20 protein-coding genes, 1 pseudogene and 1 riboswitch are annotated in these 24943 nt (G+C 40.7%); of the genes and pseudogenes, 5 read left to right on the forward strand and 16 right to left on the reverse strand.

The features are described 5' to 3' along the window. Window positions 1-103 precede the first annotated feature (103 nt). Entirely contained in the window at window positions 104-727 is a 624-nt protein-coding gene (locus ADA55_RS27015; protein WP_048689799.1) for a DNA-3-methyladenine glycosylase, read from the forward strand. 583 nt (window positions 728-1310) lie between these two features. Next, window positions 1311-2495, forward strand: coding sequence for a LysM peptidoglycan-binding domain-containing protein (locus ADA55_RS27020; RefSeq protein WP_081088518.1), 1185 nt, complete (start codon window positions 1311-1313; stop codon window positions 2493-2495). 823 nt (window positions 2496-3318) lie between these two features. Here the strand turns inward: ADA55_RS27020 and ADA55_RS27025 are convergent. Together ADA55_RS27025 and ADA55_RS27035 are read right to left on the reverse strand one after the other, a co-directional pair. Then, the gene (locus ADA55_RS27025) at window positions 3319-3519 is read right to left on the reverse strand and encodes a hypothetical protein (protein WP_048689802.1); all 201 of its coding nucleotides are present in this window, start codon (window positions 3517-3519) and stop codon (window positions 3319-3321) included. Window positions 3520-4045: 526 nt separating this feature from the next. Then, entirely contained in the window at window positions 4046-5719 is a 1674-nt protein-coding gene (locus tag ADA55_RS27035) for an alpha-keto acid decarboxylase family protein (RefSeq protein WP_207117639.1), read from the reverse strand. 266 nt (window positions 5720-5985) lie between these two features. Between ADA55_RS27035 and ADA55_RS27040 the strand changes: the two genes are divergently transcribed. Beyond that, entirely contained in the window at window positions 5986-7389 is a 1404-nt protein-coding gene (locus ADA55_RS27040; RefSeq protein ID WP_048689811.1) for a sigma-54 interaction domain-containing protein, read from the forward strand. Between the two features lie 86 nt (window positions 7390-7475). Here ADA55_RS27040 and cobT read toward each other — a convergent pair whose 3' ends face one another. The 4 genes from cobT to ADA55_RS27060 all read right to left on the reverse strand — a co-directional run bounded on the left by cobT (window position 7476) and on the right by ADA55_RS27060 (window position 10689). After that, the gene (cobT, locus tag ADA55_RS27045; RefSeq protein WP_081088517.1) at window positions 7476-8522 is read right to left on the reverse strand and encodes a nicotinate-nucleotide--dimethylbenzimidazole phosphoribosyltransferase; all 1047 of its coding nucleotides are present in this window, start codon (window positions 8520-8522) and stop codon (window positions 7476-7478) included. 129 nt (window positions 8523-8651) lie between these two features. Further along, window positions 8652-9197: a signal peptidase I gene (gene lepB / locus ADA55_RS27050; protein WP_048689815.1), complete on the reverse strand. Its 546-nt coding sequence runs from the start codon at window positions 9195-9197 to the stop codon at window positions 8652-8654. 253 nt (window positions 9198-9450) lie between these two features. Continuing rightward, window positions 9451-10158, reverse strand: a complete 708-nt coding sequence (locus tag ADA55_RS27055) for a nitroreductase family protein (RefSeq protein WP_048689818.1) — start codon at window positions 10156-10158, stop codon at window positions 9451-9453. A gap of 114 nt (window positions 10159-10272) precedes the next feature. Further along, window positions 10273-10689: an RrF2 family transcriptional regulator gene (locus ADA55_RS27060; protein ID WP_048689820.1), complete on the reverse strand. Its 417-nt coding sequence runs from the start codon at window positions 10687-10689 to the stop codon at window positions 10273-10275. A 321-nt stretch (window positions 10690-11010) separates the two neighbouring features. Between ADA55_RS27060 and ADA55_RS27065 the strand changes: the two genes are divergently transcribed. Together ADA55_RS27065 and ADA55_RS27070 are read left to right on the forward strand one after the other, a co-directional pair. Next, window positions 11011-11976 carry a bile acid:sodium symporter family protein gene (locus ADA55_RS27065; RefSeq protein ID WP_048689938.1) on the forward strand — a complete coding sequence of 322 codons (966 nt, stop codon included), beginning with the start codon at window positions 11011-11013 and terminating at the stop codon, window positions 11974-11976. A 105-nt stretch (window positions 11977-12081) separates the two neighbouring features. Then, complete coding sequence (locus ADA55_RS27070) at window positions 12082-12627, forward strand: NADPH-dependent FMN reductase (RefSeq protein WP_048689823.1); 546 nt, start codon at window positions 12082-12084, stop codon at window positions 12625-12627. Between the two features lie 77 nt (window positions 12628-12704). Here the strand turns inward: ADA55_RS27070 and ADA55_RS27075 are convergent, their stop codons facing one another. The 10 genes and pseudogenes from ADA55_RS27075 to ADA55_RS27120 all read right to left on the reverse strand — a co-directional run bounded on the left by ADA55_RS27075 (window position 12705) and on the right by ADA55_RS27120 (window position 24943). Continuing rightward, window positions 12705-13490, reverse strand: a complete 786-nt coding sequence (locus ADA55_RS27075; protein WP_048689825.1) for an SDR family oxidoreductase — start codon at window positions 13488-13490, stop codon at window positions 12705-12707. A 15-nt stretch (window positions 13491-13505) separates the two neighbouring features. Continuing rightward, window positions 13506-14360, reverse strand: coding sequence for a RhaT/GlcU family sugar-proton symporter (locus ADA55_RS27080; protein ID WP_034315121.1), 855 nt, complete (start codon window positions 14358-14360; stop codon window positions 13506-13508). Between the two features lie 180 nt (window positions 14361-14540). Beyond that, window positions 14541-14819, reverse strand: coding sequence for a hypothetical protein (locus tag ADA55_RS27085; protein ID WP_048689828.1), 279 nt, complete (start codon window positions 14817-14819; stop codon window positions 14541-14543). Next, window positions 14785-15117: a hypothetical protein gene (locus ADA55_RS27090; protein WP_048689831.1), complete on the reverse strand. Its 333-nt coding sequence runs from the start codon at window positions 15115-15117 to the stop codon at window positions 14785-14787. The genes ADA55_RS27085 and ADA55_RS27090 overlap by 35 nt, the downstream gene beginning before the upstream one ends. Before the next feature lie 48 nt (window positions 15118-15165). Next, the gene (locus ADA55_RS27095; RefSeq protein ID WP_105718787.1) at window positions 15166-17118 is read right to left on the reverse strand and encodes a primary-amine oxidase; all 1953 of its coding nucleotides are present in this window, start codon (window positions 17116-17118) and stop codon (window positions 15166-15168) included. A gap of 260 nt (window positions 17119-17378) precedes the next feature. Continuing rightward, window positions 17379-18851 carry an aldehyde dehydrogenase family protein gene (locus tag ADA55_RS27100; protein WP_048689833.1) on the reverse strand — a complete coding sequence of 491 codons (1473 nt, stop codon included), beginning with the start codon at window positions 18849-18851 and terminating at the stop codon, window positions 17379-17381. A 187-nt stretch (window positions 18852-19038) separates the two neighbouring features. Further along, window positions 19039-19752: a helix-turn-helix domain-containing protein gene (locus ADA55_RS28080; RefSeq protein WP_375792908.1), complete on the reverse strand. Its 714-nt coding sequence runs from the start codon at window positions 19750-19752 to the stop codon at window positions 19039-19041. 1284 nt (window positions 19753-21036) lie between these two features. Then, a pseudogene (locus ADA55_RS27110) lies at window positions 21037-22864 on the reverse strand (APC family permease). A 137-nt stretch (window positions 22865-23001) separates the two neighbouring features. After that, window positions 23002-23147, reverse strand: a riboswitch (cyclic di-AMP (ydaO/yuaA leader). Between the two features lie 358 nt (window positions 23148-23505). Further along, complete coding sequence (locus tag ADA55_RS27115; protein ID WP_048689838.1) at window positions 23506-23961, reverse strand: GtrA family protein; 456 nt, start codon at window positions 23959-23961, stop codon at window positions 23506-23508. After that, window positions 23921-24943 (reverse strand): glycosyltransferase family 2 protein, encoded by a 1023-nt coding sequence (locus ADA55_RS27120; RefSeq protein WP_048689841.1) that lies wholly within the window; start codon window positions 24941-24943, stop codon window positions 23921-23923. The genes ADA55_RS27115 and ADA55_RS27120 overlap by 41 nt, the downstream gene beginning before the upstream one ends.

Consider the following 24943-nt stretch of genomic DNA (forward strand, 5'->3'; position numbering starts at 1 on the left):
ACCGGCTGATATAATCAGCCGGCCTTTTTCATCCCTTCAATCCTATGTTTCTTTTTCATTGATAAGGGAATTTTACCTATATGAGACTAAATGGGGTGATACTATGAACAAGATAAACGATTCAATTTTGCCTGCAGATTTTTATCAGCAGCCCACGCTTGAACTGGCAAAATCCCTTCTTGGCTGCCTGATCGTAAAAGAAACAGCGGATGGAACCGCTTCTGGATTCATTGTTGAAACAGAGGCCTATATTGGACCTGGGGACAGGGCCGCACATAGTTTTGGAAATAGACGGACAAAACGGACGGAAGTGATGTTCGGAAATTCCGGTTTGATCTATACATACGTCATGCACACACATACACTGGTTAATGTCGTAAGCGGCGGACCTGAAAATCCGGAAGCCATTTTAATTCGCGCGATTGAACCGTATTCAGGTCTCGAGTTAATGCAGGAAAGACGCGGAATTGCCGATATTCGTAAATGGACCGATGGACCAGGGAAGCTAACAAAGGCACTAGGCATCACCATGGATGATTATGGTCGATCTTTTACGGCCCCCCCGCTTTATCTGGCTGCAGGAAAAAAGCCTGGCCACATATCCAGCGGTCCCCGCGTCGGAATCGACAACTCCGGGGAAGCAAAAGATTACCCTTGGCGATTCTGGGTTACCGACAATCCATATATATCCCGTAAGAACTTAATTAAAAACAGGGGACCAAAATAGTCTCCGTGATGTTACCCCCTCTAAGTGAACTGTATAAACTCTGTGGATGTTACACAACTTTGAGGGGATTTAACTATGTCCGTAAGCATTCCGATATATCAAAAAGTAGTGAATGAAAGCTTTAGGTTTCCAGCCAATTACCCCGGTAATAATATCTAAATGTTAGTATGAAATCCATATTTAATTAGCCATTCAAGAAAACCATTCCCCTACTCAAAGTTTCATCACATAGTAAAATCGTGAGCCTGATGCCCCCTACGTACAAAATTAAAAAATTAATCACGGAAAGGTAAGGATTTATTATTCTTACCTTTCTTTTAATTACCGTAACTCAAACTTCCATTATACGAAATGCTCTTTTGAGTTTACTAGCTATCCATTTATGCAAAATTCCAAGATTTGGTCCCCTTATACTCCAATGAACCCACCCAATGTACCAGACTCCCATTTTCCTGTAACAGAATAACCCGAAAAATGATGAAAAAGTTGAATTTTATTGATATGGGCCATGTTTTTTATATTCCATACCTTTATAATATAAATGCTAGATATTTTTTTACCACATCAGGAGGAACTTTCCTAAATGAACAATTCTAAAAACTCTTTCATTCTTGCGGGGACCATTATAGGTACCCTAATCGCCGGCACTTCTGCTTATGCTGGTTCTTATCAAGTTAAATCAGGGGACACCCTAGATAAAATCTCTAAAGCCAATAATACAACTGTCCAGCACTTAAAATCTCAAAACCATTTGACTAGTAACCTTATTTTTCCCGGCCAAGTCTTGAAATTTAATACTCTTAACAACCGTACAGATAAAAGTAAAGATAAAACCGAAAAATATGTGGTTAAACTTGGGGATTCTTTATCTAAAATTGCCAATAAATATAATGTATCCGTTAGTGCCCTGCTTAAATTAAACCCTAATATTTCTAATTCGGACCGGATATATATTGGCCAAACCATCCGGGTTTCCGGACAAGCCTCTGGATCCAGCTCTACGGCTAAAAACAGTTCAAATGCTACATATAAAGTCAAATCCGGCGATACACTGGGCAAAATTGCCAGAGTCAATAATATGACTGTCCAACAATTAAAGTCTATAAACCATTTGACTAGCACTCTCATTTTTCCCGGCCAGGTCTTGAAGGTTAATGCCATTACCAGCAATCCGGATAAAAGTAAAAATACAACAGACGTTTATGTCGTTAAATTAGGGGATTCCTTATCAACAATCGCTAAAAGATATAACCTTTCCCTTAGTGCCTTACTTAAAATAAACCCTAATATTTCTAATTCAGATCGTATTCGTATCGGCCAAACCATCCGTGTTTCAGGGAAGGCCTCGGCATCTGCATCTGCATCTGCAAGTAATAAACCGTCCAAATCCACCAAAGTAGATCAAGTTTTGGCAGCTGGCGCCAAATACATGGGAGCCAAGTATGTTTACGGTGCGAGCACTTCACGCACTGACGTATTTGATTGCTCTTCTTTCACATTAAGGGCATTCCAAAGTGCAGGTATTTCCTTGCCTCGAAATTCAGTGGCCCAATCACACGTTGGTACAGCTGTATCCTCGAAAGCCCTGCAAAAAGGGGATTTAGTATTTTTCGATACCAATAATGATGGAGTAATCAATCATGTAGGAATTTATGCCGGTAACGGCCAAATGCTGAATGCTTCGACATCTAAAGGTGTTTCCTACGCTAACATTAACAATTCCTACTGGGGACCTAGCTTTGTGAAGGCGGTCCGAGTTCTTAACTAAATGATGATGACAGTAAACGATAAAGAGCAAAAAAGCGTGGCTTGATAAAATATCATACACGCTTTTTTGCGTATCATAATGTAAAATAGCCGCCAACTGGTGGTAGGGCTTATACCCCTTCTCCCCTTCCTTTGGATAAAAATCGGTCATATATTCATTAGTATGACTGTTCTTTCTTTCCAAAAAACAAAAGCAAAAGGCCTGCTTTTGAATACTCCACCCCATTTGTTATTTTACCTGTTCCCGTCTGTTTAAAGTTGTGAAACAGGGTGAAAGTCATTTCCGTTAAAGGTGCAACCTTTTAATATGGGAATGGCTTTTTTATTTGTCTGTATCATTTATTAATGTACTGGAATTAAAAACTTGTCAGACTAGTAAAATCCAGATAATTATGTTATTTGTTATTATTCCCTAATATAAGGAAAAACAGCACATCAAGTTGATATGCTGTTTTTCCTTATAGACTAATTCTCTTTTTAGAACCTAAGTCTCTAACTATTTTCTATTTTTTTAGCAAACTTATTATGATCCCTATAAAAATTGCTACAACAATTATCATAGTTAAAGGAATAAAAGCACTAATTGATTGCAAATATTTTCACCACACTTACTCGTATTGTCGTGTGATATGGCAGAGGTGATTTGATATGTCAAAGAGCAATAAAAATATAATTTTGATGTATGCTACAGAAGCAGCTTCCATCCTCACTCGCGTATTAACCTTTGCATTTCCACAATCGCATAATTCAGTTGATTACTGATATGGACTCCTTCAAAGCTTGATAATTCCATTCGTTGGCCTATTTCATCCTTCTTTTTTCTATCATAGGTTATCATTTGTTGCAATAACCAAGCCTTTCTTAATAACATTTCCCTCACCTGCCTGTTTTGTTAGATGTCTTTCCTGCATTTCAACTTGCTTTCTATGGACTTTTTCTTCTATAAGATCTATGAACATCTGATTATTGTTGAGATTTTCTTTATTCGACTCTATTAACCGCGCTAATGATACATTTTTACGCATTTTTTGGATCTCCTTCTCTACAGATTGCTAGCCGGGAAAGAATGGTTTTCTCTGCTAAGGAAAAATATTTTTCCTATTACTTCATGATATTTTCATAATACTCTTAGTTTTTAAATTCTTGGTTTCAATTTTGAAATGACAGTTACCAATATTGGTATTGTCGTTCTGGATATATCCTGTTTACTTTTTCAACTTGCATTCTTGTCCTTGATCGGGCCGTCCAGATATAATTTCCAACAAAAAAAAGGCCTTCATCACAGAAGACCTTTTCAGAAAGTATACTAATAGGAAGAGTAAGTTTGCCTGAGCTTTTTTCTTTCAAAAACATTTCAGTCGATTCCAGAAATCCGCTCCCTTTCCGCCGGCTTTCTGCCAAGCCACCTCAAAGCAAGCGCCTGTGATGTCTCGGCTAGCCAGTTATTCGGCAGGAGTATTTCATAATTCTTCAATCTAGTGAGGTTTCTAAACAAAACATTAAAGTATATTCTAGTGTTTAATCAGGGGTGAGTGCATTTCGAACATGGAATTACTTTAGTTTCTCTTGCTCTTCAAGGTACTGCCGTATTTTTTTCAAATAATCCGGTGCATCCATTTGATCTTTCACGACCAGTTCTATAAGGCAAAGTTTATCGGCGTTCATATCTTGGGCATTTGTAATGGCTTCATCCAGTTCACCATTCGTCTCGACTCTTGCTGTGAATGCCTCTTGACCAAATGCTTCAGCCAGTTTTGTATAATTCCACTCTGGTATCTCGTTGTATTTCTGTTTTTCTATATCGACTTTTACGTTTAAGAATTTTTCTATCGTATAGCCGCTATTGTTGAGGATAAACACGATGGGCTTACAGCCGTTCTCCAGCATCGAGCTTATTTCCTGTGCTGTCAGCTGTATCGATCCGTCCCCGGTAAACAAAAGAACACGCCGGTTTCTATCCGCTATACAAGCACCGAAAGCTGCGGGCGTCGCATAACCAATGCTTTGCCAGCCTCCCTGGGCTATGTAGGTCGCCCCTTTCGGCAATCTGACCTGTGACATGCCATAAGAGAATGTTCCTGTTTCCGTGACCACAATATCATTCTCCTTCAACATTTGCTGAATTCGAGGATAATAGGAAGTCGCTTTCAGTGGTGCTGACGGGTCTTCCACCATTGTGTCATACGGAAACGAGATGTTTCCGACAGATTCGTTCTGACGGTAGCCAATGTCCTGGAGCGCATTTAGTATTTCCTCCGCCTTGACATTCATATAACTGGCTTCCCCCACTTTTAATGTGTCAGGCTGTATTTCCACCATTTTCAACGGGTTAAGCTTTGCTGTACCTTTGGAAGTATTGACGTCTGACCAAACAGCACCAACGGCTATGATCAAATCCGCTTCTTCAACAGTCTCAGTTACATCCTTACTTCCGAAAGCTCCGCCGTATACACCAATATACTGGGGATGACTCTCATCAAACCCGCTTTTCCCCTGCATCAATGAAGCAACTGGAACATTTAACCTCTCAGCGAGCTGCAGTACGGGTTTCTGCAAGTTATAACGAAGTGTTTTCACGTCGACAAGCAGAACGGCTTTATTTACATGTTCTAACATGCCTTTTATATGCTTCACTGCAGACTGCAAAGCATCGACATTCGTTTTGGTCATGTTTTCTGATGTCTTACCGTGAGAAAGCAATGGTTTTTCAACGAGATCGATAGCCACCACCAAATAAACGGGCTTTTTCTTTTCTTTCGCGATTTGGATTGCAGCCGGTATCTCCCTAGCTGCGTTTTCTGGTGTAAGTATTGCTGTATAACCGGTAATATGCTCATAAACCTTACGGAAAACATCAAAATCTCCATCCATTAAGGTATGGTGGGCAAGCTCCTTTTCCTGTTGCATCATGGTCTTTGGCGAGCCGACAATATGGATGAGCGGCACATTTTCACTGTACGCTCCAGCGATTGCATTACATGCGCTCATTTCACCGACACCAAAGGTGGTTATCAGTGCCGACATGCCCTTCACCCGGGCATATGCGTCCGCTGCGTATCCAGCATTAAGTTCATTTCGTCCATTAATAAACTCAATCCCATCGTAATCTTCCAAAGTATCTAGCAATGAGAAATTATAGTCTCCGGGCACACCAAAAATCTCTGTAATGCCTTCTGCTTTTAAGCAGTCGTATAAATATTGTCCCAAGGTTGTGTTTTCAGCCAAGTCAATCACTCCTTCAATCGATTACTCTCTACTTTATTTATACCCAAACATAAGTAGGTTAACCGTATAAGTATCCATCTACTTTAATGTGGGTGGCGTCTCTATTACTCTAGTTTTAGCTTTGATGAATGAAATGAGTGAGACTATCCCAGGCATGATTCTTATAAAAAATGATTCAATTCCAAATCGAAATATCTGAAAATTCTTGATTTCGCTTCTGTTTTTGATTTATATTTGAATCACCGGCACAGTGGATAAGGGGGAAAATGATGAGTGATAACAACGTCAAAAGAGTTTTGGAATGCATTATCAACACATCCAATAATAATATTACCGTGACCGATGAAAAAGGATTCATTTTATTCACGAATCCTAACCATTGGTGGATATATGGAATCGAACCGGAACATTACCTTGGAAAATCCGTTTACCAGCTCGAAACGGAAGGAATCCTTTCACCTTCGATTTCCGCCATGGTATTGAAAGAGAAAACGCCTATCCAGATCATGCAGCAAACGAAGACGGGAAAAATCGTCATGTCGACTGCCTATCCCATCTTTGATGATGATGGTGAATTGATTCGAGTCGTCAGCTATGCCCAAGATCAAACTGAAATCAGGAACCTCCAGGATCAGTACGGTCAATTGGAGAAAAAGATTCAAGAATACCAATCGGAGGTCGAGGAACTTAGGGAACAGGAGGAGTTGATCTATCGCAGCAAGGAAATGCGGCAAATCGCCAAAACGATACACCGTGTTTCCAAAACGGATGCGACAGTCATGCTTCTTGGGGAATCCGGTGTGGGAAAGAGCGTATTCGCCCGCCGGCTGCACAACCAGAGTTACCGCAGCAAAGAGCCATTCATCGAAGTCAACTGCAGTACCATCCCAGAAAGTCTCTTTGAATCGGAAATGTTTGGATATGAAGCGGGATCCTTCACCGGAGCGCAGAAGCAGGGGAAGCAAGGGCTGATCGAACAAGCAGATAACGGAACCTTATTTCTGGATGAAATCGGGGAGCTTCCCCTCGATATGCAAGTGAAGTTATTAAATGTCCTGCAAGAGAAGACCTTTAAAAGAGTGGGAGGGAAAAAAGAGCATAAGATTGATTTCCGGCTTGTGACGGCAACCAATCAAAACCTTGAGGATATGGTGGAGAAGGGAACATTCAGGCTCGATTTGTATTATCGCTTAAATGTGATTCCCATCCAAATACCGCCGTTACGCGAAAGAAAAGAAGACATTGCCATCTTAATCAATCATAATCTCGAAATCATCAATAAGAAATACAAGTCGGATAAGAAATTGCACCCTTCCACTTACGAAATACTGATTCAGCATAAATGGTCAGGAAACGTGCGTGAATTGGAAAACCTGATTGAACGGCTCATTTTGACCTCGGAAGACTCCATCATTTTCCCAGGCTTTCTCCCCTCCCATTTTCATGGACAAGAATCTTTGGAGAAAATAGATGATACCCTAATGATCGACAATATGATGGTTGATGATAGTGATCTCAATACCGCCCTCGAACAAGTCGAAAAATGGATGATGATGAAAGCGAGTAAACAATGCAAGTCCACATATGAAATGGCTAAATTCTTAGGTATCAGCCAGCCTTCCGTCGTCAGGAAAATGAAGAAATATAAAGATCATCTGCCCATTAAATAACAGGGGGATAGAAGAATGTTCCAATGCAGTATCCACTTTTTTTACCTGTATAAAAAGGAGACCAGCGTATCGAGGTCTCCTTTTCCTTACTTATTTGACACGCCAGCAGATTCAAATGTTGCCATTTCTTTAATGACCAATGTCGCTGCCTTGAGAATGGGGTATGACAGGGCAGCCCCTGTTCCTTCCCCGATTCTCATTCCCAGGTCGAGGATCGGTTCCTTGCCAAGCAGTTCTATGGCCGCTCTATGACCAGGTTCTGCAGATCGATGTCCAACAAACATATAATCGGCTGCACGTCCGGAAATCAGGTTTGCCAATACAGCAGCCGTTGTTGTTATGAAACCATCAACAAGAATGGGGATACGGTTATTCGCTGCAGCAAGCATGGCCCCTGCCATACCTGCAATTTCGAATCCACCGATATTCATCAAAATGTTGATTGGATCATCAGGATTAGGATTTCTTAATGAAATCGCTTCTTCAATTATTCTTCTCTTATGTAAAATGCCTTCTGACTTCAATCCTGTTCCCTGCCCCACTAGTGATTCGACGCTTTTCCCGCTTATGATGGAGATGATGGCGGTACTGGATGTCGTATTTCCGATTCCCATTTCACCAAGAATCAGGCAGTTCACACCACGGGCAATCATTTTCTCTGCACGGTCATATCCAATGTCAAGTGCTTGATTTACTTCTTCCTTTGTCATAGCTTCTTCCTTATAAAAGTTTCTAGTTCCATTACGGACTTTTCTGGAAGTTAACCCCGGTGCTTCGATATCTGCATCGATCCCTATATCGACAATGTCCAAGTAAGCATCTATCGCACGGCTTAATACATTGATGGCAGCACCGTCATTCAGGAAATTAAGTGCCATTTGTTCCGTCACTTCTTTTGGATACGCAGAAACCCCTTCTTCCGTAATTCCATGGTCGGCTGCAAACACGATCACCCCCGGTTTCGAAATGTCCGGAAATGCCTCCCCTGTCATCTTGGCCAGTTCAATTATCCATTCTTCAAGCCGTCCTAAGCTTCCTTGAGGAACCGTCAGCGAATCGACATGTCCTTTAACCTGACGTCCCATTTCTTCATCCAGCATCGGGATGGAAATGGCAGATAAACCATTCTTCATATTAATCCCCCACAATCCAAAATAAAAACCTTACCAATAGGAAAAGGTTCTTATCCATCATCTGCTATAAATACAACTTAGTCCATATCATTATCATCTAGGCTTTCACTTGAATTCGCTGTAATCCTTTTACTTCGGCACTCCCATTTCATTTAAAGGGTAGATACGAAATTTCACTTTGCCCACAAGTGATTTTTCAGAAATAAAACCAAATCTTCTTCCATCCCAACTATTCCTTCGATTATCCCCCATGACAAATAAATGACCGACAGGTACCTTGGATTTCCCGAGTAAATCACTTAGGGTGAAATTCTCCGTCAGATTCTCTTCAGGTGGAATTTCTCCTTTTTTTGTATTCAAATATGGTTCTTTATACTTTTTCCCATTGATATATAAGACATCATCTTTCATTTCGACGCTGTCCCCTGGTAATCCGATCACCCTTTTTATATAATTCTCTTCCGCGTCCGGAGCATAAAATACGACCATATCGAAGCGCTCCGGCTTTCCGATTTTAGCTACCACGATCCGGTCATCATTTTCATAAGTCGGCTCCATTGATTCACCTTTTACCGTGACTGGCGTAAATAAAAACTGTTGGCAAATGAACACGATCATTAAAGCGAATAAGATAGCTTTCAACCACGAGAACACTTCACTTTTCATATTCTTCATACGGACTCCCTCCCATCCATTGTCAACGGCTAAACCCACGATAATTGCTGTATTTTGGCTAGCAGCGCCAAAAGGAATTCATTAGCTTAATTTGCCGGTCGGTGATTTTTAGAGGAGACATTTCAAAGAAATATCTGGAAAAATTGTAACACATTCATTTATCGCTCGCGAGAATAAATGATTTTTCAGAGCCAATCTCAAACCATGAGAAAAAGGATAGCGGTTTTAGCTATCCTCTTTCTTAGTTTGTTCCTTAGAATTTATTCCAAGTCAATATAGTATCGAGTGGCAAACGGACTTTTTCAAATCCTGCTTTAGTTCCTTTTCCAAGGGAAATCAACATGACAGGTTTGAAGTTTTCCGGTACATTGAACGCATCCACAAATTTGGCTTCATCGAACCCTCCCATTGGGACTGTATCGTATCCTTTTGCTTTTGCAGCCAACATGATCTGCATGGAAACCAAGCCACCGTCAATCATGGCTACGCTTAAAGCCTTCTCAGCGGAAAAGTTGCCGTAATTATGCAGAATAGAGGCTACATATGGCTCTTTGATTTCATTCTTCATGATCCCTTTATTGACCAATTCACCATAAATCCGTTCTGCATTTTTGTAACCTTCTATATCAGCTAAAACGGCAATGACAGCAGATGCATCGACGATTTGTTGTTGGTTATTTGCGATGGGTAGCAATTCTTGTTGGGTTTGCTTATCTTGAATCACAAGGAATCTCCATGGCTGTAAGTTGGAAGAAGACGGCGCTTGAATCGCAATCTCCAGGATTTCACGAATTTCCTCTTCAGTCATCACGTATTCAGTATCGTACTGGCGAACAGATCTCCGTTCTTTTGCTACCGTAATGAAATCCGTATCATTAAGGACTTTCGGCTTTTCAAGCGGTACATTCAATTCTTTCGCTTTATTCAGGTACTCTTCTTTACTCATTATATTTTTTGTCATTGATAATGACCTCCATTTAACTGTAATTATTACAGGAACAGTATATAACGCATACTGTTCTTTTGTCAAATACAGTTTAAGAAAAACGAAACCTTGTCAGTTTCGTTTTTCACATTAAGATTTTGATAGTAAATCAGCAATCGTCTTTTGTTCCAAGCCTTGTATAATCCAGCTCTCCATCTCGTTTTTCAAGCCGCATAAAGCTTCGCGGGAAGATGGTTGAAAGCATTTTTTAGCATTCACATCAAGAAAGCCTTTTGAAAAAGGTTCGGATTTAATTGCAGAGTATATATCTGCAAGAATGATTTGTTCGGGATTTTTGGCAAGTGAATATCCCCCATCTCTTCCTTCCTTCGCTTGAATCAGCCCTGCCTTCACTAAATTACTTAATATTTTTCTAAGAAAACCTGACTCCGAATCAAGCTTAACGGCCAATTTATTACTATTGCATAATCCATCATGATCAGCAAGAACAAGCAGGGCTTGTACTGCAAGACTAAACCACATTATACTGGAAACCTTTTCTGACATTTCATTCACCTCTCTCCTCTACTTTAAACTATTTTTCATTGAATATACAACGCTGCATCGAACAATCCTGTCTAAAACCTCCTTATAAAACCATCCATCAGGGAAAGCTTGCAACCCTTTTTGTTTCATAGCAGTGAAAGTAATAGAGAACACAAAAAGAATGGATATATTAGCATCCCACTTGGCCAATTTTATATAGTCTTACATTAAATGCATTTCACCATTTCCAAAAATAAATTGACAAAATTCTTGTCTTACAAATTATATGTTTTGGAATATGGTAAACTTACTTAATAGAATGGATGAGGAAGTGGATGAATGATGCTGAAAACAATAAATGAACAACTCGATAAAGTCATGCCTCTCATCACGCCGATAAGCGTGATTATTGGGGTATTATTGTCCGAACATCTAATGGATTATACCTTTCTTGTTCCATGGATATTTGCCTTCATTACATTTTCCGGGAGTTTAGGCTCTAACTTTAACTCCCTGCAACAGGCAGTCACCCACCCTTTACCCGTTTTCATCGTATTGATCATCCTTCATATGCTTATGCCAATTTGGGCTTTTGGCCTCGGTCATTTAGTGTTTCATGGTGATGCTTTCACAATTACCGGCCTAGTCCTCGCTGTAGTGATTCCAACCGGTGTCACCAGTATGATCTGGGTATCCATTTATAAGGGTAATGCCATACTTGCCCTAACCATCATCTTAATCGACACCCTACTCTCGCCATTCATCGTCCCATACAGTATTTCCCTTTTCGGAGGCGGTTCGATCGAAATGGATTTGGGGTCGATAGTGAAAGGATTAATCGGAATGGTCGTTCTTCCCTCCATGCTTGCCATGTTCTTGAATCAGGCTACAAAAGGAAAGATACAAAATACACTATCTCCCCGATTAGCTCCATTCTCCAAGATAAGCGTTGGAATCGTAGTCATATTGAACAGTTCAAAAATTGCGCCTTACTTAACCCATTTCGATAAGAAAATAATGATCATGGCCTTCTTGGTTTTGTTCATAGCCGCTTCAGGTTATGCCCTTTCTTGGATGGTCGGTGCATGTTTAAGATGGGAAAAGGCGGATATCATCACCTTGACATTTACAGGCGGTATGCGAAACATCAGTGCTGGAGCCGTTCTTGCAACCACCTATTTCCCTGCTACCGTTGCGGTACCCGTTGTACTTGGCATGCTGTTTCAACAAATGCTTGCCTCCTTTTTTGGCTATGTCATGGAAAAGCATTTTCATCGTGGTGTGATTGAAGGGCCATCCGCCGAATGATTATTTTCCAAGCATCCTTTTTCCCTTTCAATTACATTCCTATTATAATAGGTAAGTGGAACATTTACATGATTATCCATTATAAAATCATTGGAGGTATTGGAGATGAAAGTTGTTGCCATAGTGGGAAGTATCCGTAAAGAGTCATACAACCTTAAGCTTGCCAAATATATTCAAACTAGATATCAAGATCGATTTGATCTCGAAATCTTGAACATTCGGGATTTACCTTTTTATGATCAAGATATTGAAAATGATCCTCCATTGGTTGTAAAAGAATTTAAAAGCAAAGTGGCCGAAGCAGATGCAGTCTTGTGGGTAACACCTGAATACAACGGGACGATTCCAGGTGTATTGGGCAATGCAATTGATTGGTTATCACGTGTCGATAAAGTCTTGATCGGCAAACCATCATGGATCATGGGTACGTCAATGGGGCAATTAGGGACGGTAAAAGCTCAATTGCATTTGCGTGAAATCTTATTCGCAATAGGTATCTCCTCCCCACTCCTTCCTGGGAATGAAGTATATGTTGGTGCAGTGCATGACAAAATCGATAACGAAGGCAGCCTTATACATGAGTCGACTGTCCAGTTTATCGATACGGTCGTCGATAATTTCATTAGCTGGTATAATCATCATACTCGTTAATGCTTTACACAAGAATCCCAGCAGGCTTGATCCTGCTGGGATTCTTGTTGCATCATTTAAGAGGAATTAATCAAACCTCATCCTCTACCCGCTTGGAATGAAGGGTATTTTGTCATTCCTCCGTCAGCGAATAAAGTGATGCCCGTTACATAGCTGGACTCTGAAGATGCCAGCCATGCAGCAACCGCGGCAATTTCTTCAGGCTTTCCGATATACCCCATCGGAATCATGCTTTCAAGGTCCTTTTTCTTTTCGGGATCTTCAAGCTTGTCGGCATTTATTGGCGTGGCGATGGCTCCGGGACCAATGCTGTTCACGCGGATCCCTTTTGGTGCATATTCAAGAGCCAGAGTTTCCGTAAGCAGCTTCACCCCGCCCTTGCTAGCTGCATAGTGAACGAATAAAGGCCAGGGAATCATCTCATGTACACTGGACATGTTAATTACATTCCCTTTAATATCGTTCTCGACAAAATACTTGATAGCTTCGCGGCAGCCTAAGAAATTCCCCGTTAAGTTAGTATCGATTACCCTATTCCAGTCGCTTAACGGCATCTCGTGAGATGGAACCGGATTTTCAATCCCTGCATTATTGATGAATATATCGAGTTTCCCGAAATTCTTTATCGCTGATTGAACAAGGTTAATAACATCTTCTTCAACGGTGACATCGCCTTTTACTGCAATGGCTTCCCCGCCATTTGTTTTGATTTCTTCCATTACACTATCCGCTTCCTCTGATTTAGTGCGATAATTAACCACGACCTTTGCCTTTTCCTTAGCAAAGCGAATGGCCATCGCTTTTCCTAAACCAGTGGATGATCCGGTTATGACCACGACCTTACCTTCTAAATCTGTATACATGTAATCACCCTCCAATTAACTTTTTGCCAATCCCAGCATAATCCCAGCTATGATGATCAAGATAATCCCAATTACGATTCCAATTAGTTGGCGCTTCGTTTTCTTTTCACGTAAAATGAAAATCCCGCCAAGAGTTGAGATGACTATGCCCATCTGCGAAAGTGAAAAACTAGTGGCCACTCCCACACGTGGCTGGGAAATGAATAAAAACATGTTCCCTGCAGCCCATATCAATCCCGGAATGATATTGCGAATCGTATATTTGTTAAATGGTTTATGTTTAAAAGTCAATAACAGACCGCCTATCACCATCCCGATCGCTTGAGGGAACAACGCTGACCATCCATCAACATCAAAAAGACGGGCCACGACCACATAAACCAAATAACCGAATGTCGAGATGAGGAGAATAACAATTCCTTTCTTCAAGTTTCCCGACTTGCCCTCTTTCGATTCTTTATCTTCCAAGGAGGTCAAGATGATTCCTATAATAATGAAGATCAATGCCAAAACGCCTAAAATAATCGCTTTCATTGTAGACCATTCGTTAAAAACTATGACCCCGAATAAAGTGGTTGAAATGAGCTGTAATCCTGTTGAAATCGGCATCGTTTTAGAAACTCCCATTAAATCAATGCTCTTAAGCTGATTAGCTTGTCCAACGGCCCAAAACAATCCAGATACGACTCCGACACCAAACACCAAAAGTGACAGCTTAATATCGGCAAAAATATAAACACCAATTGAAAAAATCAAGGCGCCAATCGTTGTACCTAGTGTTTGACTATAGGGTCCACCCCCGAGTTTCACATTAAATAAAACGATGCTTCCCCAGAATAATGCCGGCAAGAGAGCTAATAATATATCCATTTTCAACCCCCATATATGTAAGTACAAAACTAAGCAGGATATTTCATTTTGTATTCTTTTAATATGTTCGCATTATTTGAAATGACCCTTGGTAATTTTATGAAGTGATTCCCCCAAAAAGTGTTCAACACAAAAAGGGCTGCTGCTGCAGCCCTTTTTGTGTTGATATTCTTGCAACAGCTACCCGCCATGTTGATGATGTTGCATGTCCATTTCCGAATCTCCACCAACCTTGAAATAATCACGTTCCCAAACGGCAGACGTTACGATTATGATGATGAAGAACAAGAGGGTCAGAAAGAAAGGAGTAACCCCCCTCCCACTTTTTTTCTCTTTTACACCCGCTCTTTTTATATAAAAAGTCACAATGAATATACTGCAAAGGTAAATCAGATCCATCGAAACGAGCATGAAAGTTTGTGAATCAAGAGGCAGCATGACCCCAAGCATGGCTCCCATCATTGCCCCCATCCAGAGTTGATGACAGAGACTCCATAACCGCTGTTAAACCGAATGGCCTTCCGATGATGAAACCTGCCACTGCACATATTGCGATGGCTAGAACGGTTAAAACCGCCAGCTTGCCGGGCATCAGGAATGACAGCATTAAACTTAAGGTTAAACTTGTCGTCATGCTTAACATCATGACCATGCATTTACCAAGGCCAACACCAATATGATCTTTTTTCAGATGGGCTTTTTTAGAAAAGTAAATTGTATAAGCCATGACTATCATAAAACTGGTCAGCAGCAGCATTCGATTCGTTTCCCCCTTTTCGAGCAATAGTTAGTGAAACGACTGATTTTAATGACAGGAAGTATGACCGTCCACCTGGCAAGCTGAATTCTTTGCTTTTGATGGAGGCACGTCAAGAGCTGGATTCCGATTGAAAAAGCCCGTCGGTTTTAAAATGAAGCTAATATAAGCGGTCGGCATGACTGGCCAATCTTCAGGTCGTGTTATATGATGGTGGCCCATGTTATACCAGACCACAACATCTTCATTTTCAATGGAGCGATCGGCTTTAACCCAATCTTCCAATCCTTCTCCCCCTGCATGTTGGTTTGGGTATCGCCCTGATGCAAACTGTTCATCAGGATCGAATGGCGTCACCCAAAAATGGTGTTTTAAAAATCCAGCCCGTTTTAATAAAGGCGAATCATCATGGGCGAACGGAAAACAATTCTCCCCAGCAAACAATTTATAACCAACCGGTTCCCCCAATCTATTCTTTTTTGAGGGATTGACGATCTTCCAGAAGCGCGCAGTACGCAAATCAAGGTCCCGGACAGCCTCGGATTCATTTTTAAGCAAAGTAGAAACCGGATAGAAACCATTTCCATATGGGTTGTCCGGTCCCTTTTCCATGCTTTTTGTATTGACTTCATAAACTGAATTATTCATTCCATCAACCATCATATCAAGCCTCATATTAAAGAAATGCTGGTGATGTGCAGCAAATAATTGAGGTGCGACCAGATTGCCATGCGGGTGCTTCCGGTCAGGTTCGATGGCTTGTGTATGCAATATGCCTGTCAATTTCACTTCAAACTGTATCGTCCCATCCTGAAAGAAATACCAATAAAATCCGTATTCGTAATTTCCTACTGTAGAAATGCTTGATAAGACCAATCTTCTTGAACGGCGGACTTCAACATGACCTGTCCTCCAATCCGTATGTTTCCATCCAATTCCAAAATCCTCCTCATGCAGACAAATTGCATTTTTAATTTGAATTACATTCCCTTTACTATCCACCAGGTTCGCGTCAAAATACTTGATCTCACCTAGGCAGTCACACCCAAGTTCAAGTGAATTCGCCAACATGCCAATTCCGTATTCCCCTGCATCAAAAGCATTGTTCCTGTTAACCGGATCAGTCGGATCACCGTAAGGCACCACCATCTCGGATAAAGAAGCTCTATACAGGATTGGCCGCTGCACTCCATCATCATTGTAACTGACCGTATGAAGGACAAGACCCTCACGGGAGTTGAAACCAAAGCGAATATTCCATTTTTGCCAATCGATCACATGTCCTTCCGTCGTGAAACTTGGTCCTTTTGGCTGAACTATTTCCAAAGGCTTAACATCCTGCCTCATGTCACCTACTTGATCGGGTGTATAATTTCCATCAAGCGGCGGAAATGGTATGACACCTTTGTCCACAATCTTGATGACTTCCATCTTATTTAAATCGACAAGGACATATAATCCTGAAATGGGACGTGCATACCCATTATCATATAATGATGTACGGTAATAACATAAAGCCCTGACGATTCGTACATCCACTTCCTCTTCAATTCCAAAATTCCCTGCTGACCATGGATCGACCATGATATTGTCCATATTCGTAAGCCCTCTTTTGGCAAAGGCTTTTATCATCTCAGGGTGGCTTTTCACGACTTCCTGACACTCCATGAATTCATCAGCCATTATGGATGGCTGCACTCCAGGAATCAGTTTCCATGACGTTATGCTTCCTTCCGTTAAGGAAACAACAGCCTCATATGTTTTTCCCTCTTGATTATGAAGAATGATACAGAATGCTTCTCTCTTGATTTGTTCTTCATCACGATAATCCAGAACAATGGATTTTGCAGGTTCCAGTAAGCTGATGTTAGCGAAGCGGTAATGGTCATCCAATCCTTTATCACGTTTTAAAATCCGGACCGTAAGTTTAAGTTCTTCTGCCGTTAATGGATCAAGCGGGTGCTTTTCCCTCGTTACTTTCATACTAGAAGTTTTTTCCATCTTAACCTCTCCCTTTTAGGTAAAATATCATTCTATCCATTAAGTAAACTTCCCCTCGAAGTACCTCGTGCATAAAGTGCAAAATTTTATTTGCCTACCGCCATCTTTCCAGAAAACTGATGTTGACTCGTTAACCCAACAATATTCAATATGATGAAGATAGCCAATATCAGTAAACACATGACACTCATACCGATTTATCAAGCGGATAGCTGGAAATCCAACTCATTCAAGCTGCCCATTAGGACGCGTCCCTGCCCTTAAACTCCATACCAGTTCAAGCCCTGCTCATTCAAATCGATCCACACATTTTTTGTTTCCGTGTACATATCCATCGCTTGGATACCCAGTTCCCTTCCGAAACCGCTTTGCTTCCTGCCGCCAAAAGGTGCTGCACTATCAAGCATGCTAAACGTGTTCACATACACCGTCCCCGCTTTTAACCCCCTTACCATCCGGTGCGCCCGTTTTAAATCATTGGTCCATAAACCTGAAGCCAATCCATACAAGCTGTCATTTGCCTTGTTCAATGCATCCTCCTCATCTTTGAACTTGATAACCGACAAAACCGGCCCAAAAATTTCTTCGCGGGCAATTGTCATATCATTGGTAACATTCTCAAAAACAGTGGGCGTGAAGAAATAGCCATTTCCTGCCTCCGTATTTCTTTCTCCTCCCATGACAAGGTTAGCTCCCTGTTCCAGACCGGCCGCTACATATTGTTGAATTTTGTCAAGTTGCTGCAAGGAAACTTGCGGTCCCATTTGGGTCATATGGTCTAAAGGATTCCCTACACGGATGGATCGTGCTTTCTTCACGAATGATTCCATGAATCGATCATATATGCTTTCCTGCACAAAAAGTCTTGTACCCGAGGCGCATACTTGACCTTGTCCGAAGAAGATACCAAACATGGATCCATTCACTGCATTATCAATTGAAGCATCATCAAAAACTATATTTGGTGATTTCCCCCCTAATTCAAGGCTAATTGGTTTTAAGTTCTTACTTGCTGCCTGCATGATTAGGCGGCCAGTATTCGTTGAACCCGTAAAAGCGATTTTATCGACGTCAGGATGGGAGGAGAGGGCATCACCCGCTATCTTCCCGTATCCCGGAATAACATTGATGACTCCATCTGGAATTCCGACTTCTTGAAAGATTTTAACCAATTCCAGAATGCTTACAGGAGTTTGCTCAGCTGGTTTTATCACAATCGTATTGCCTGCAGCTAAAGCAGGGGCAAGCTTCCACATCGTCAGCATAAGCGGAAAGTTCCAAGGAACTATGGCCCCTATGACACCGATTGGCTCCTTCAAGGTATAATTGAACCGGTTATTGGGAGAGGCAAGGGTACTTCCCTGGACTTTATTGGCTAATCCCGCATAAAATACGAGTACATCTATCATGGCAGGCATCGCAATGAATTTTGTTTCATTGATTGGCAGCCCGTTATCTTGTGATTCGACTTCGGCGAGCATATCGGCTTTCTCCCACAGTGCCTGTGCCACTTTATTCAGTAACCTCCCTCTATCCCTCGGTGCCAATTCAGCCCATGGGCCAGATTCAAACGCCCTTCGTGCAGCTTTTACCGCTAAATCAACATCTTCCGGACCTGCTTCGGCAACTACAGCATTCACTTCATCAGTTGCAGGATTAAGTGATTCAAATGTTCTTCCTGATATTGAATCAACCCATCTCCCATCAATGAACAATCGATAGTTTTTCCCCATCATCGTTTCCCCTTTCTAGTGGAAATCCCAAAACAAAATATCTATTAATACAATAAGGCCGCGCATCATTTTTTTATTGTAAAAAACGGAACTTTCAGAATATTTCGCATGCATTAAACCCAAACAAAAAAGATCCTCGTCACCATGAACGGGATCCTTCAAATGTAATCACTATATAGCAAGAACGTTATATTGGGTTTGAAAATTTCTTTGAAACGGCATCAATGAATTCAGTAGGAGTCAGGTAACCAAATTTTTTAAATTCATTAATTAAATGTGATTGATCAAAATACCCATTCTCATTAATTACATCCCAAACTGTAAAGGCCTGTTTATTCAATAACATATGCAGGGAGTTTTGGAACCTCACTATTTGGCTGAATAATTTGGGCGGCATCCCTATATGGGCATCGAATTGCTTTCGCAAGTATCTTGTAGAGTATCCGGTCTCAGCAGCTAATTGATTCATATTTACATTTCCTTTAGAAGAATATATTTTGTTCAAGGAATATTCTATTATTGCCGGCAAACCGTTACACGTAAAAATATTAATCCCTATTTCTTCTTTGAACAGCTTTATTCTTTTATGAAAATCCCGTTCAGTTATTAACCTTTCCATAATGGTAGGTTCAATTTTTAACATATCAGCTAAAGGGATTTGGCGATCGATTACCTCCTTCATGGAATATTTAAAATGCTGGGTTTCCTGCTTAGGCATAAACCTCACACCGAAATATTCACAATTAGCCTGAAAGTTTATCGTTTTGTACTTGAGGACAGTCCCGTACACATCTGCGGAGGGTCTTTCGGGATCGCAATAAAATAATATGTCGATGCACCCATCCGGAATGACGGACATTGGATTCATTAAATCCCGATTGATTTTAAATTGATAGAACAATGTAGTGGAATGGTCAGAATTTCTTTGTTTAAATTCTATATAATAATCTGATAGAATCTCGAATTCCGGTTGGAATGGAAAATAGTCGAAGTTATTGAAACTCTGAATGATGCTCAGCTACCATCACGCTCCTTTTATATTACACTGTCACCAAAGCCTTTTTACCACTGCAATAAGCTTGCATTTGCCCCAATTACTACAGTAATCGATTGGCTGAGTGGTCATCCGCATCACTACACGGGTCAGGAGAGCCGTTCATCATTCTTCCCACCCCTGGCCATTATCAATATGAGCGTTGTTTTTATAATTTTCGACAAGTATTTCCAAATCCCTTTTGACTGAAAGATTTAAAACAATACCCAACTTACAGAACACTTGGGTTCTCTTTTACCTTCGGTGAAAATAAAAGGCTCTGAGAAAAAACTCTTGTTTAAATATTGGTCAGGAACACTGAAATATATGGTAAAATATTCTAGTTAAATCCAGTTTTTAGCCTCTATGTTACGAAAGGAATGTATAGATTGGTTTACTTATATGTAATTTTATTTTTCATTTTTGGCTATAGTTTTATATTTACCTTAATTAAAGCTATAAAAGATGAAGTATCCCCACATCTCACTGCAATCTTTTTTCTTGTATGGGCTTCATCAGCAATGATCGTGATGGCAAATTTAATGAGTTTTTAATTAATGTTATTCTTCAAACATCGGGGACGCTTGTTGAAAGACCGATGTAGGGGCAGTCTTTTTAATTCTAAGATTATCAGAAAGCAAACCTTATGTAGGCTTGCTCCTCCAGTTTGAGACAAAAGGGGTTCGGAAAACTTATCTTTTATCAAATGATGTTCCAAAACTCCTCAAGTATGGTTTCTAACTAAATGTTATAACAAAGCTGATTGTAGCGGAAGGTACGAGACTCCTGCAGGAAAAGCGCGTCTTGGGAGACCCCGCAGGCGTTAGACGAGGAGGCTCGCGGACCGCCCGCGGAAAGCGAGTGCCCTACGTTCCAATCAACGTCCAATTGTATAATCCATTAAAAATACGTAGGCCCAATCATGTAAACCGTGACCCACATTTGTAGACGGAAAACTTATCTTTCATCAAATGATGTTCCCAAACCAACACAACTTCAACTCCGCGCAAGCCGAGGAGGCTCGCCCACCGCCCGCGGATAGCGAGTTTCTTGAGCGGAAATCCACGTCCAAATTGTATAAGCCATAAAAAAATGTAGACAAACTCGATGAAAATCGAATTTGTCTACATTCTGTTCTATAAGATATGGAACTTACTTCTTTAAATGATATGGCACTGTCGTAACAACCACATTTCTTTTATAAAGTAAGTAAGCGCGAATCAGTAAACTTGATTGGTTATGAAGTATATTGTGCCAGCCCTTCTTCGGAATGAATTGGGGGATGATCACCGTAACTTTATAATTGGATTCACTAGCCTTATGTTCTACTGTATCCACAAATTTAGTTAGTGGCTGAATGATACTTCTGTAATAAGAATTCAGTGTAACGAGCCTTACATCCGGCTGCCATTTTTTCCATTTTTCTTCGAATTTCTTTTCATCATCTCTTTCAAAAGCGACATAAACGGCAATGACCTGATGTGCAGATAGAGATTTTGCATAATTTAAAGAGTTCTCAACCACATGAGTTATACCCGCAACAGGTACAATGATGATATTTCCTTCAATTGGTAAGATCGGCTCACATGTTGTAATCCTTAGTTGGTCTCCAACTGCTTCATAATGATTTCTAATTCGATGAAAAATTAAAATGATGATAGGTAAAAAAATCAAAACGGGCCAAACCTGACTAAATTTGGTTAAAAAGAATATCATCGTGACGATAAAGCTAATTATGGCACCAATTGAATTAATGGTTAATTTCATCATCCAGCCTTTTGGCTTTTCGCGAATCCATTTAACAATCATCCCGGTCTGGGATAACGTAAATGGGATGAATACACCAACCGCATAAAGCGGAATGAGATTTTCCGTATGTCCTTCAAATGCGACTATCAAGATGATGGATGCAAGTCCAAGTATGATAATTCCATTGGAATACCCTAAACGGTCCCCTCTGATCGTAAACGCCCTTGGTATGAATTTATCCTTTTGCCAGATTTACCGCAAGCAAAGGGAAAGCCGAATATCCAGTATTTGCTGCAAGTATCAAGATCAATGCAGTTGTACCTTGAATGAAGAAATACATGAAATTCCGTCCAAAGATCTCTTCAGCAATCTGGGAGACGACCGTTACCTCTGCGCTAGGAACAATGCTTAAATAATAGGCTAAGAATACGATTCCCGAAAACAAAACAGCTAGTAAGGAACCCATCGCTATTAATGTCTTTGCAGCATTATTCGGTGCTGGATCTTTAAAGTTCGGGATTGCATTGGAAATCGCTTCAACTCCTGTCAATGCGGAGCTTCCTGATGCAAATGCTCTTAGCAGTATAAATAAACTGATGCCGGCTACCGGAGTCCCGATTGACGCATGCAATTCCGGTGAGATTCCTCCCGTCAGAATCTTGTATATTCCAACCCCAATCAAGATGAACAAGGCTAAAACGAATAGGTACACCGGATAGGCCAAGACAGAGGCCGATTCCGTAACCCCCCTAAGGTTCAAGATAGTAAGTAGGATGACGAAAATAATGGCTATGAGGACATTATAATCATGCAGGCCGGGAAAAGCGGACGTGATGGCATCCGTACCAGCAGAAACACTTACCGCGACAGTTAATATATAATCGACCAATAAGGATCCTCCAGCTATCAACCCTGGATTGACACCTAAATTGTTTTTTGAAACCACATAGGCTCCCCCGCCATGTGGATAAGCGAAAATGATTTGTCTGTAGGACAAAATCAAAGCGGTTAACAGGATCAATACTCCAATCGCGATGGGGATTGAATACCAGAATGCCGCAGCACCGACCGTGATCAGGACAATCAATATTTGCTCCGGCCCATATGCAACCGAAGACAAAGCATCGGAAGATAATATCGCCAACGCCTTTGTTTTATTAAGCTTTTGTTCACCAAGTGCATTCGATTTTAAAGGTCTCCCGATCAAGAACCTCTTTATAGAAGATAACATCAAGAATTCACCACCAGTTTAATTTATAAGTTTATGTTTCCCAGCTGTAGCAAAAAACGAGACGGAACACAAAAATGCCTACAAGTCATAGCTAAATAGACCTGTAGACATCAATTTTTTTGTCTAACAAGCTCCACCTTCCTTCTCATATAACGCTTACGAGGTTAGCTGTCGGATTCGGACCTAAGAGTAGCCCTACCTTTTAAAGGATTCACCCCTTGGATTGTAAAAACAATCCCAATAACGGGTCCCCCGCACCATAAGGTTTAAGCGATTTAGAAATATGAAACTGTTGATTATCATACTCCCGTGAAATGGAAAAGTAAATGAAAATTTTGCACAGAAATAGAATTATTATTTATAAACGAGGCTTTATTCTTGACTTATATAACAAAAGTCATGCATACACATGATTCGAAGGTAGGAAAGGAGGAAAGTAAACGTCTAAAAGGGATATTAAAGAGGACAATGAACAAAAGATACATTTCCAAAAAGGAAAAATGATCACCACATGGAACGTGATGGATCAAGTAAAACAGATCTGCCCCAGCTTGGATAGTCATTAAATCAGAATTTTCTCTTTCCGATTCCATTATTAATTCCCGTCCAATCGGGGGCATTATTCCACTGATCTACGCTAATCAGTTCCTTCCTTCTTGAATTGGCCTCAAATTGCTTTTTTTAAAGACAAAGTATTTCTGGCCAAGATAGTTAAGCACTGTATAAAAAATTGTTCCTATCAGAACAGCCAAATTTTGTTGTATGGATAAATGAACGGTTCCTTCCAGTGATTCTGCAATGGCTTGGCCTATAGAATAAGCGGCGGAATAACAAATCAGGATGACGCAAAAGAAACGGGCAACTCCTCGACGCCATTCTATATCGCTTTTAAAGGTAAAAGTCCTGTTCAAAAGAAAACTCGTTACAGCTCCCGTACCATTGCCGATAAAGGTGGAGATCCAGTAAGATAATTCAAGAACATTCATGAGAAAAAGCATGATGGAAAGTCCAACCGCTGTATTGACTATTCCGACCAATAAAAAGCGGATAAAGGAGTTAGTTTGTTTTAGATAGTTTTTCAATACTGTTCCGTTCATTGTCTAGTTGCTCCCGTTTTTTTAAATCGAGCGGATTAAATAGATCAAGATCAACAATATATTTAGGCCGGCGTTTGGATTCATTATAGATTTTACCTATATACTCCCCAATCAAGCCGACAGCAATCAACTGTAGTCCACCGATCAACCATATGGAGGTGATCAATGAGGTCCAGCCAGTTTCGGTCTGCCCATAAAATTTCAACCATAAAAAGTAAGACCCAAAGAGTAAGCTAATGAAAAAGGAAAGGCATCCTAGCCATAATACAAGCCGGATTGGTGTAACTGAAAAGGAAGTAATGCCATCAAGTGCAAAAGCAACCATCTTCTTAAATGGATATTTCGTTTCCCCAGCCAATCTTTCTTTACGGTCATAATAAACAGAGTCCGTCTTAAACCCAATAAGCGGTACAATCCCCCGTAAAAAAAGATTCGTTTCATCAAAGCGTTCCAACTCCGCGATCGCCCTTTTGCTCATTAGCCGGAAATCGGCATGATTATAGACAAGGTTGACCCCCATCTTGTTCATCAATTTATAAAAACCTGTTGCAGATGTTCGTTTAAAGAATGAATCAAGGTCCCTTTTCTGGCGGACACCATATACGATTTCACATCCTTCATTGAATTTCCGAATGAATTCCGGGATGACCTGAATATCATCCTGTAAATCTGCATCAATGGAAATCACACAATCCGAGGCTTCCTTGGCTGTAAACAACCCTGCCAGAAGTGCATTTTGATGTCCAGCATTCCGGGAAAGCTTTAGCCCACGAACATATTCATTATTAATCGTTTCTTTATAAATGATCTTCCACGTTTGATCCTTGCTCCCATCATCGACCAACAAAATTTTACTTTGACCGGAAACAACATTTTCATCGACCAACCCCCTCATCAATCCACAAAGCTGGGAAATGGTTTCCTGCAAAACGCTTTCTTCGTTATAACAAGGTACAACAATCGTTACAATCGGTGAATTCAT

The sequence above is a fragment of the Bacillus sp. 220_BSPC genome (assembly GCF_001054655.1).
GTDB classification, from domain to species: Bacteria; Bacillota; Bacilli; order Bacillales; family DSM-1321; genus Peribacillus; species Peribacillus frigoritolerans.

Coding starts and splice junctions, on each gene's coding strand:
- ADA55_RS27015 (WP_048689799.1), top strand. CDS start 104: ATGAACAAGATAAACGATTCAATTTTGCCTGCAGATTTTTATCAGCAG.
- ADA55_RS27020 (WP_081088518.1), top strand. CDS start 1,311: ATGAACAATTCTAAAAACTCTTTCATTCTTGCGGGGACCATTATAGGT.
- ADA55_RS27025 (WP_048689802.1), bottom strand. CDS start 3,519: ATGCGTAAAAATGTATCATTAGCGCGGTTAATAGAGTCGAATAAAGAA.
- ADA55_RS27040 (WP_048689811.1), top strand. CDS start 5,986: ATGATGAGTGATAACAACGTCAAAAGAGTTTTGGAATGCATTATCAAC.
- cobT (WP_081088517.1), bottom strand. CDS start 8,522: ATGAAGAATGGTTTATCTGCCATTTCCATCCCGATGCTGGATGAAGAA.
- lepB (WP_048689815.1), bottom strand. CDS start 9,197: ATGAAGAATATGAAAAGTGAAGTGTTCTCGTGGTTGAAAGCTATCTTA.
- ADA55_RS27055 (WP_048689818.1), bottom strand. CDS start 10,158: ATGACAAAAAATATAATGAGTAAAGAAGAGTACCTGAATAAAGCGAAA.
- ADA55_RS27060 (WP_048689820.1), bottom strand. CDS start 10,689: ATGTCAGAAAAGGTTTCCAGTATAATGTGGTTTAGTCTTGCAGTACAA.
- ADA55_RS27065 (WP_048689938.1), top strand. CDS start 11,011: ATGCTGAAAACAATAAATGAACAACTCGATAAAGTCATGCCTCTCATC.
- ADA55_RS27070 (WP_048689823.1), top strand. CDS start 12,082: ATGAAAGTTGTTGCCATAGTGGGAAGTATCCGTAAAGAGTCATACAAC.
- ADA55_RS27075 (WP_048689825.1), bottom strand. CDS start 13,490: ATGTATACAGATTTAGAAGGTAAGGTCGTGGTCATAACCGGATCATCC.
- ADA55_RS27080 (WP_034315121.1), bottom strand. CDS start 14,360: ATGGATATATTATTAGCTCTCTTGCCGGCATTATTCTGGGGAAGCATC.
- ADA55_RS27085 (WP_048689828.1), bottom strand. CDS start 14,819: ATGGGAGCCATGCTTGGGGTCATGCTGCCTCTTGATTCACAAACTTTC.
- ADA55_RS27090 (WP_048689831.1), bottom strand. CDS start 15,117: ATGCTGCTGCTGACCAGTTTTATGATAGTCATGGCTTATACAATTTAC.
- ADA55_RS27095 (WP_105718787.1), bottom strand. CDS start 17,118: ATGGAAAAAACTTCTAGTATGAAAGTAACGAGGGAAAAGCACCCGCTT.
- ADA55_RS27100 (WP_048689833.1), bottom strand. CDS start 18,851: ATGGGGAAAAACTATCGATTGTTCATTGATGGGAGATGGGTTGATTCA.
- ADA55_RS27115 (WP_048689838.1), bottom strand. CDS start 23,961: ATGAACGGAACAGTATTGAAAAACTATCTAAAACAAACTAACTCCTTT.
- ADA55_RS27120 (WP_048689841.1), bottom strand. CDS start 24,943: ATGAATTCACCGATTGTAACGATTGTTGTACCTTGTTATAACGAAGAA.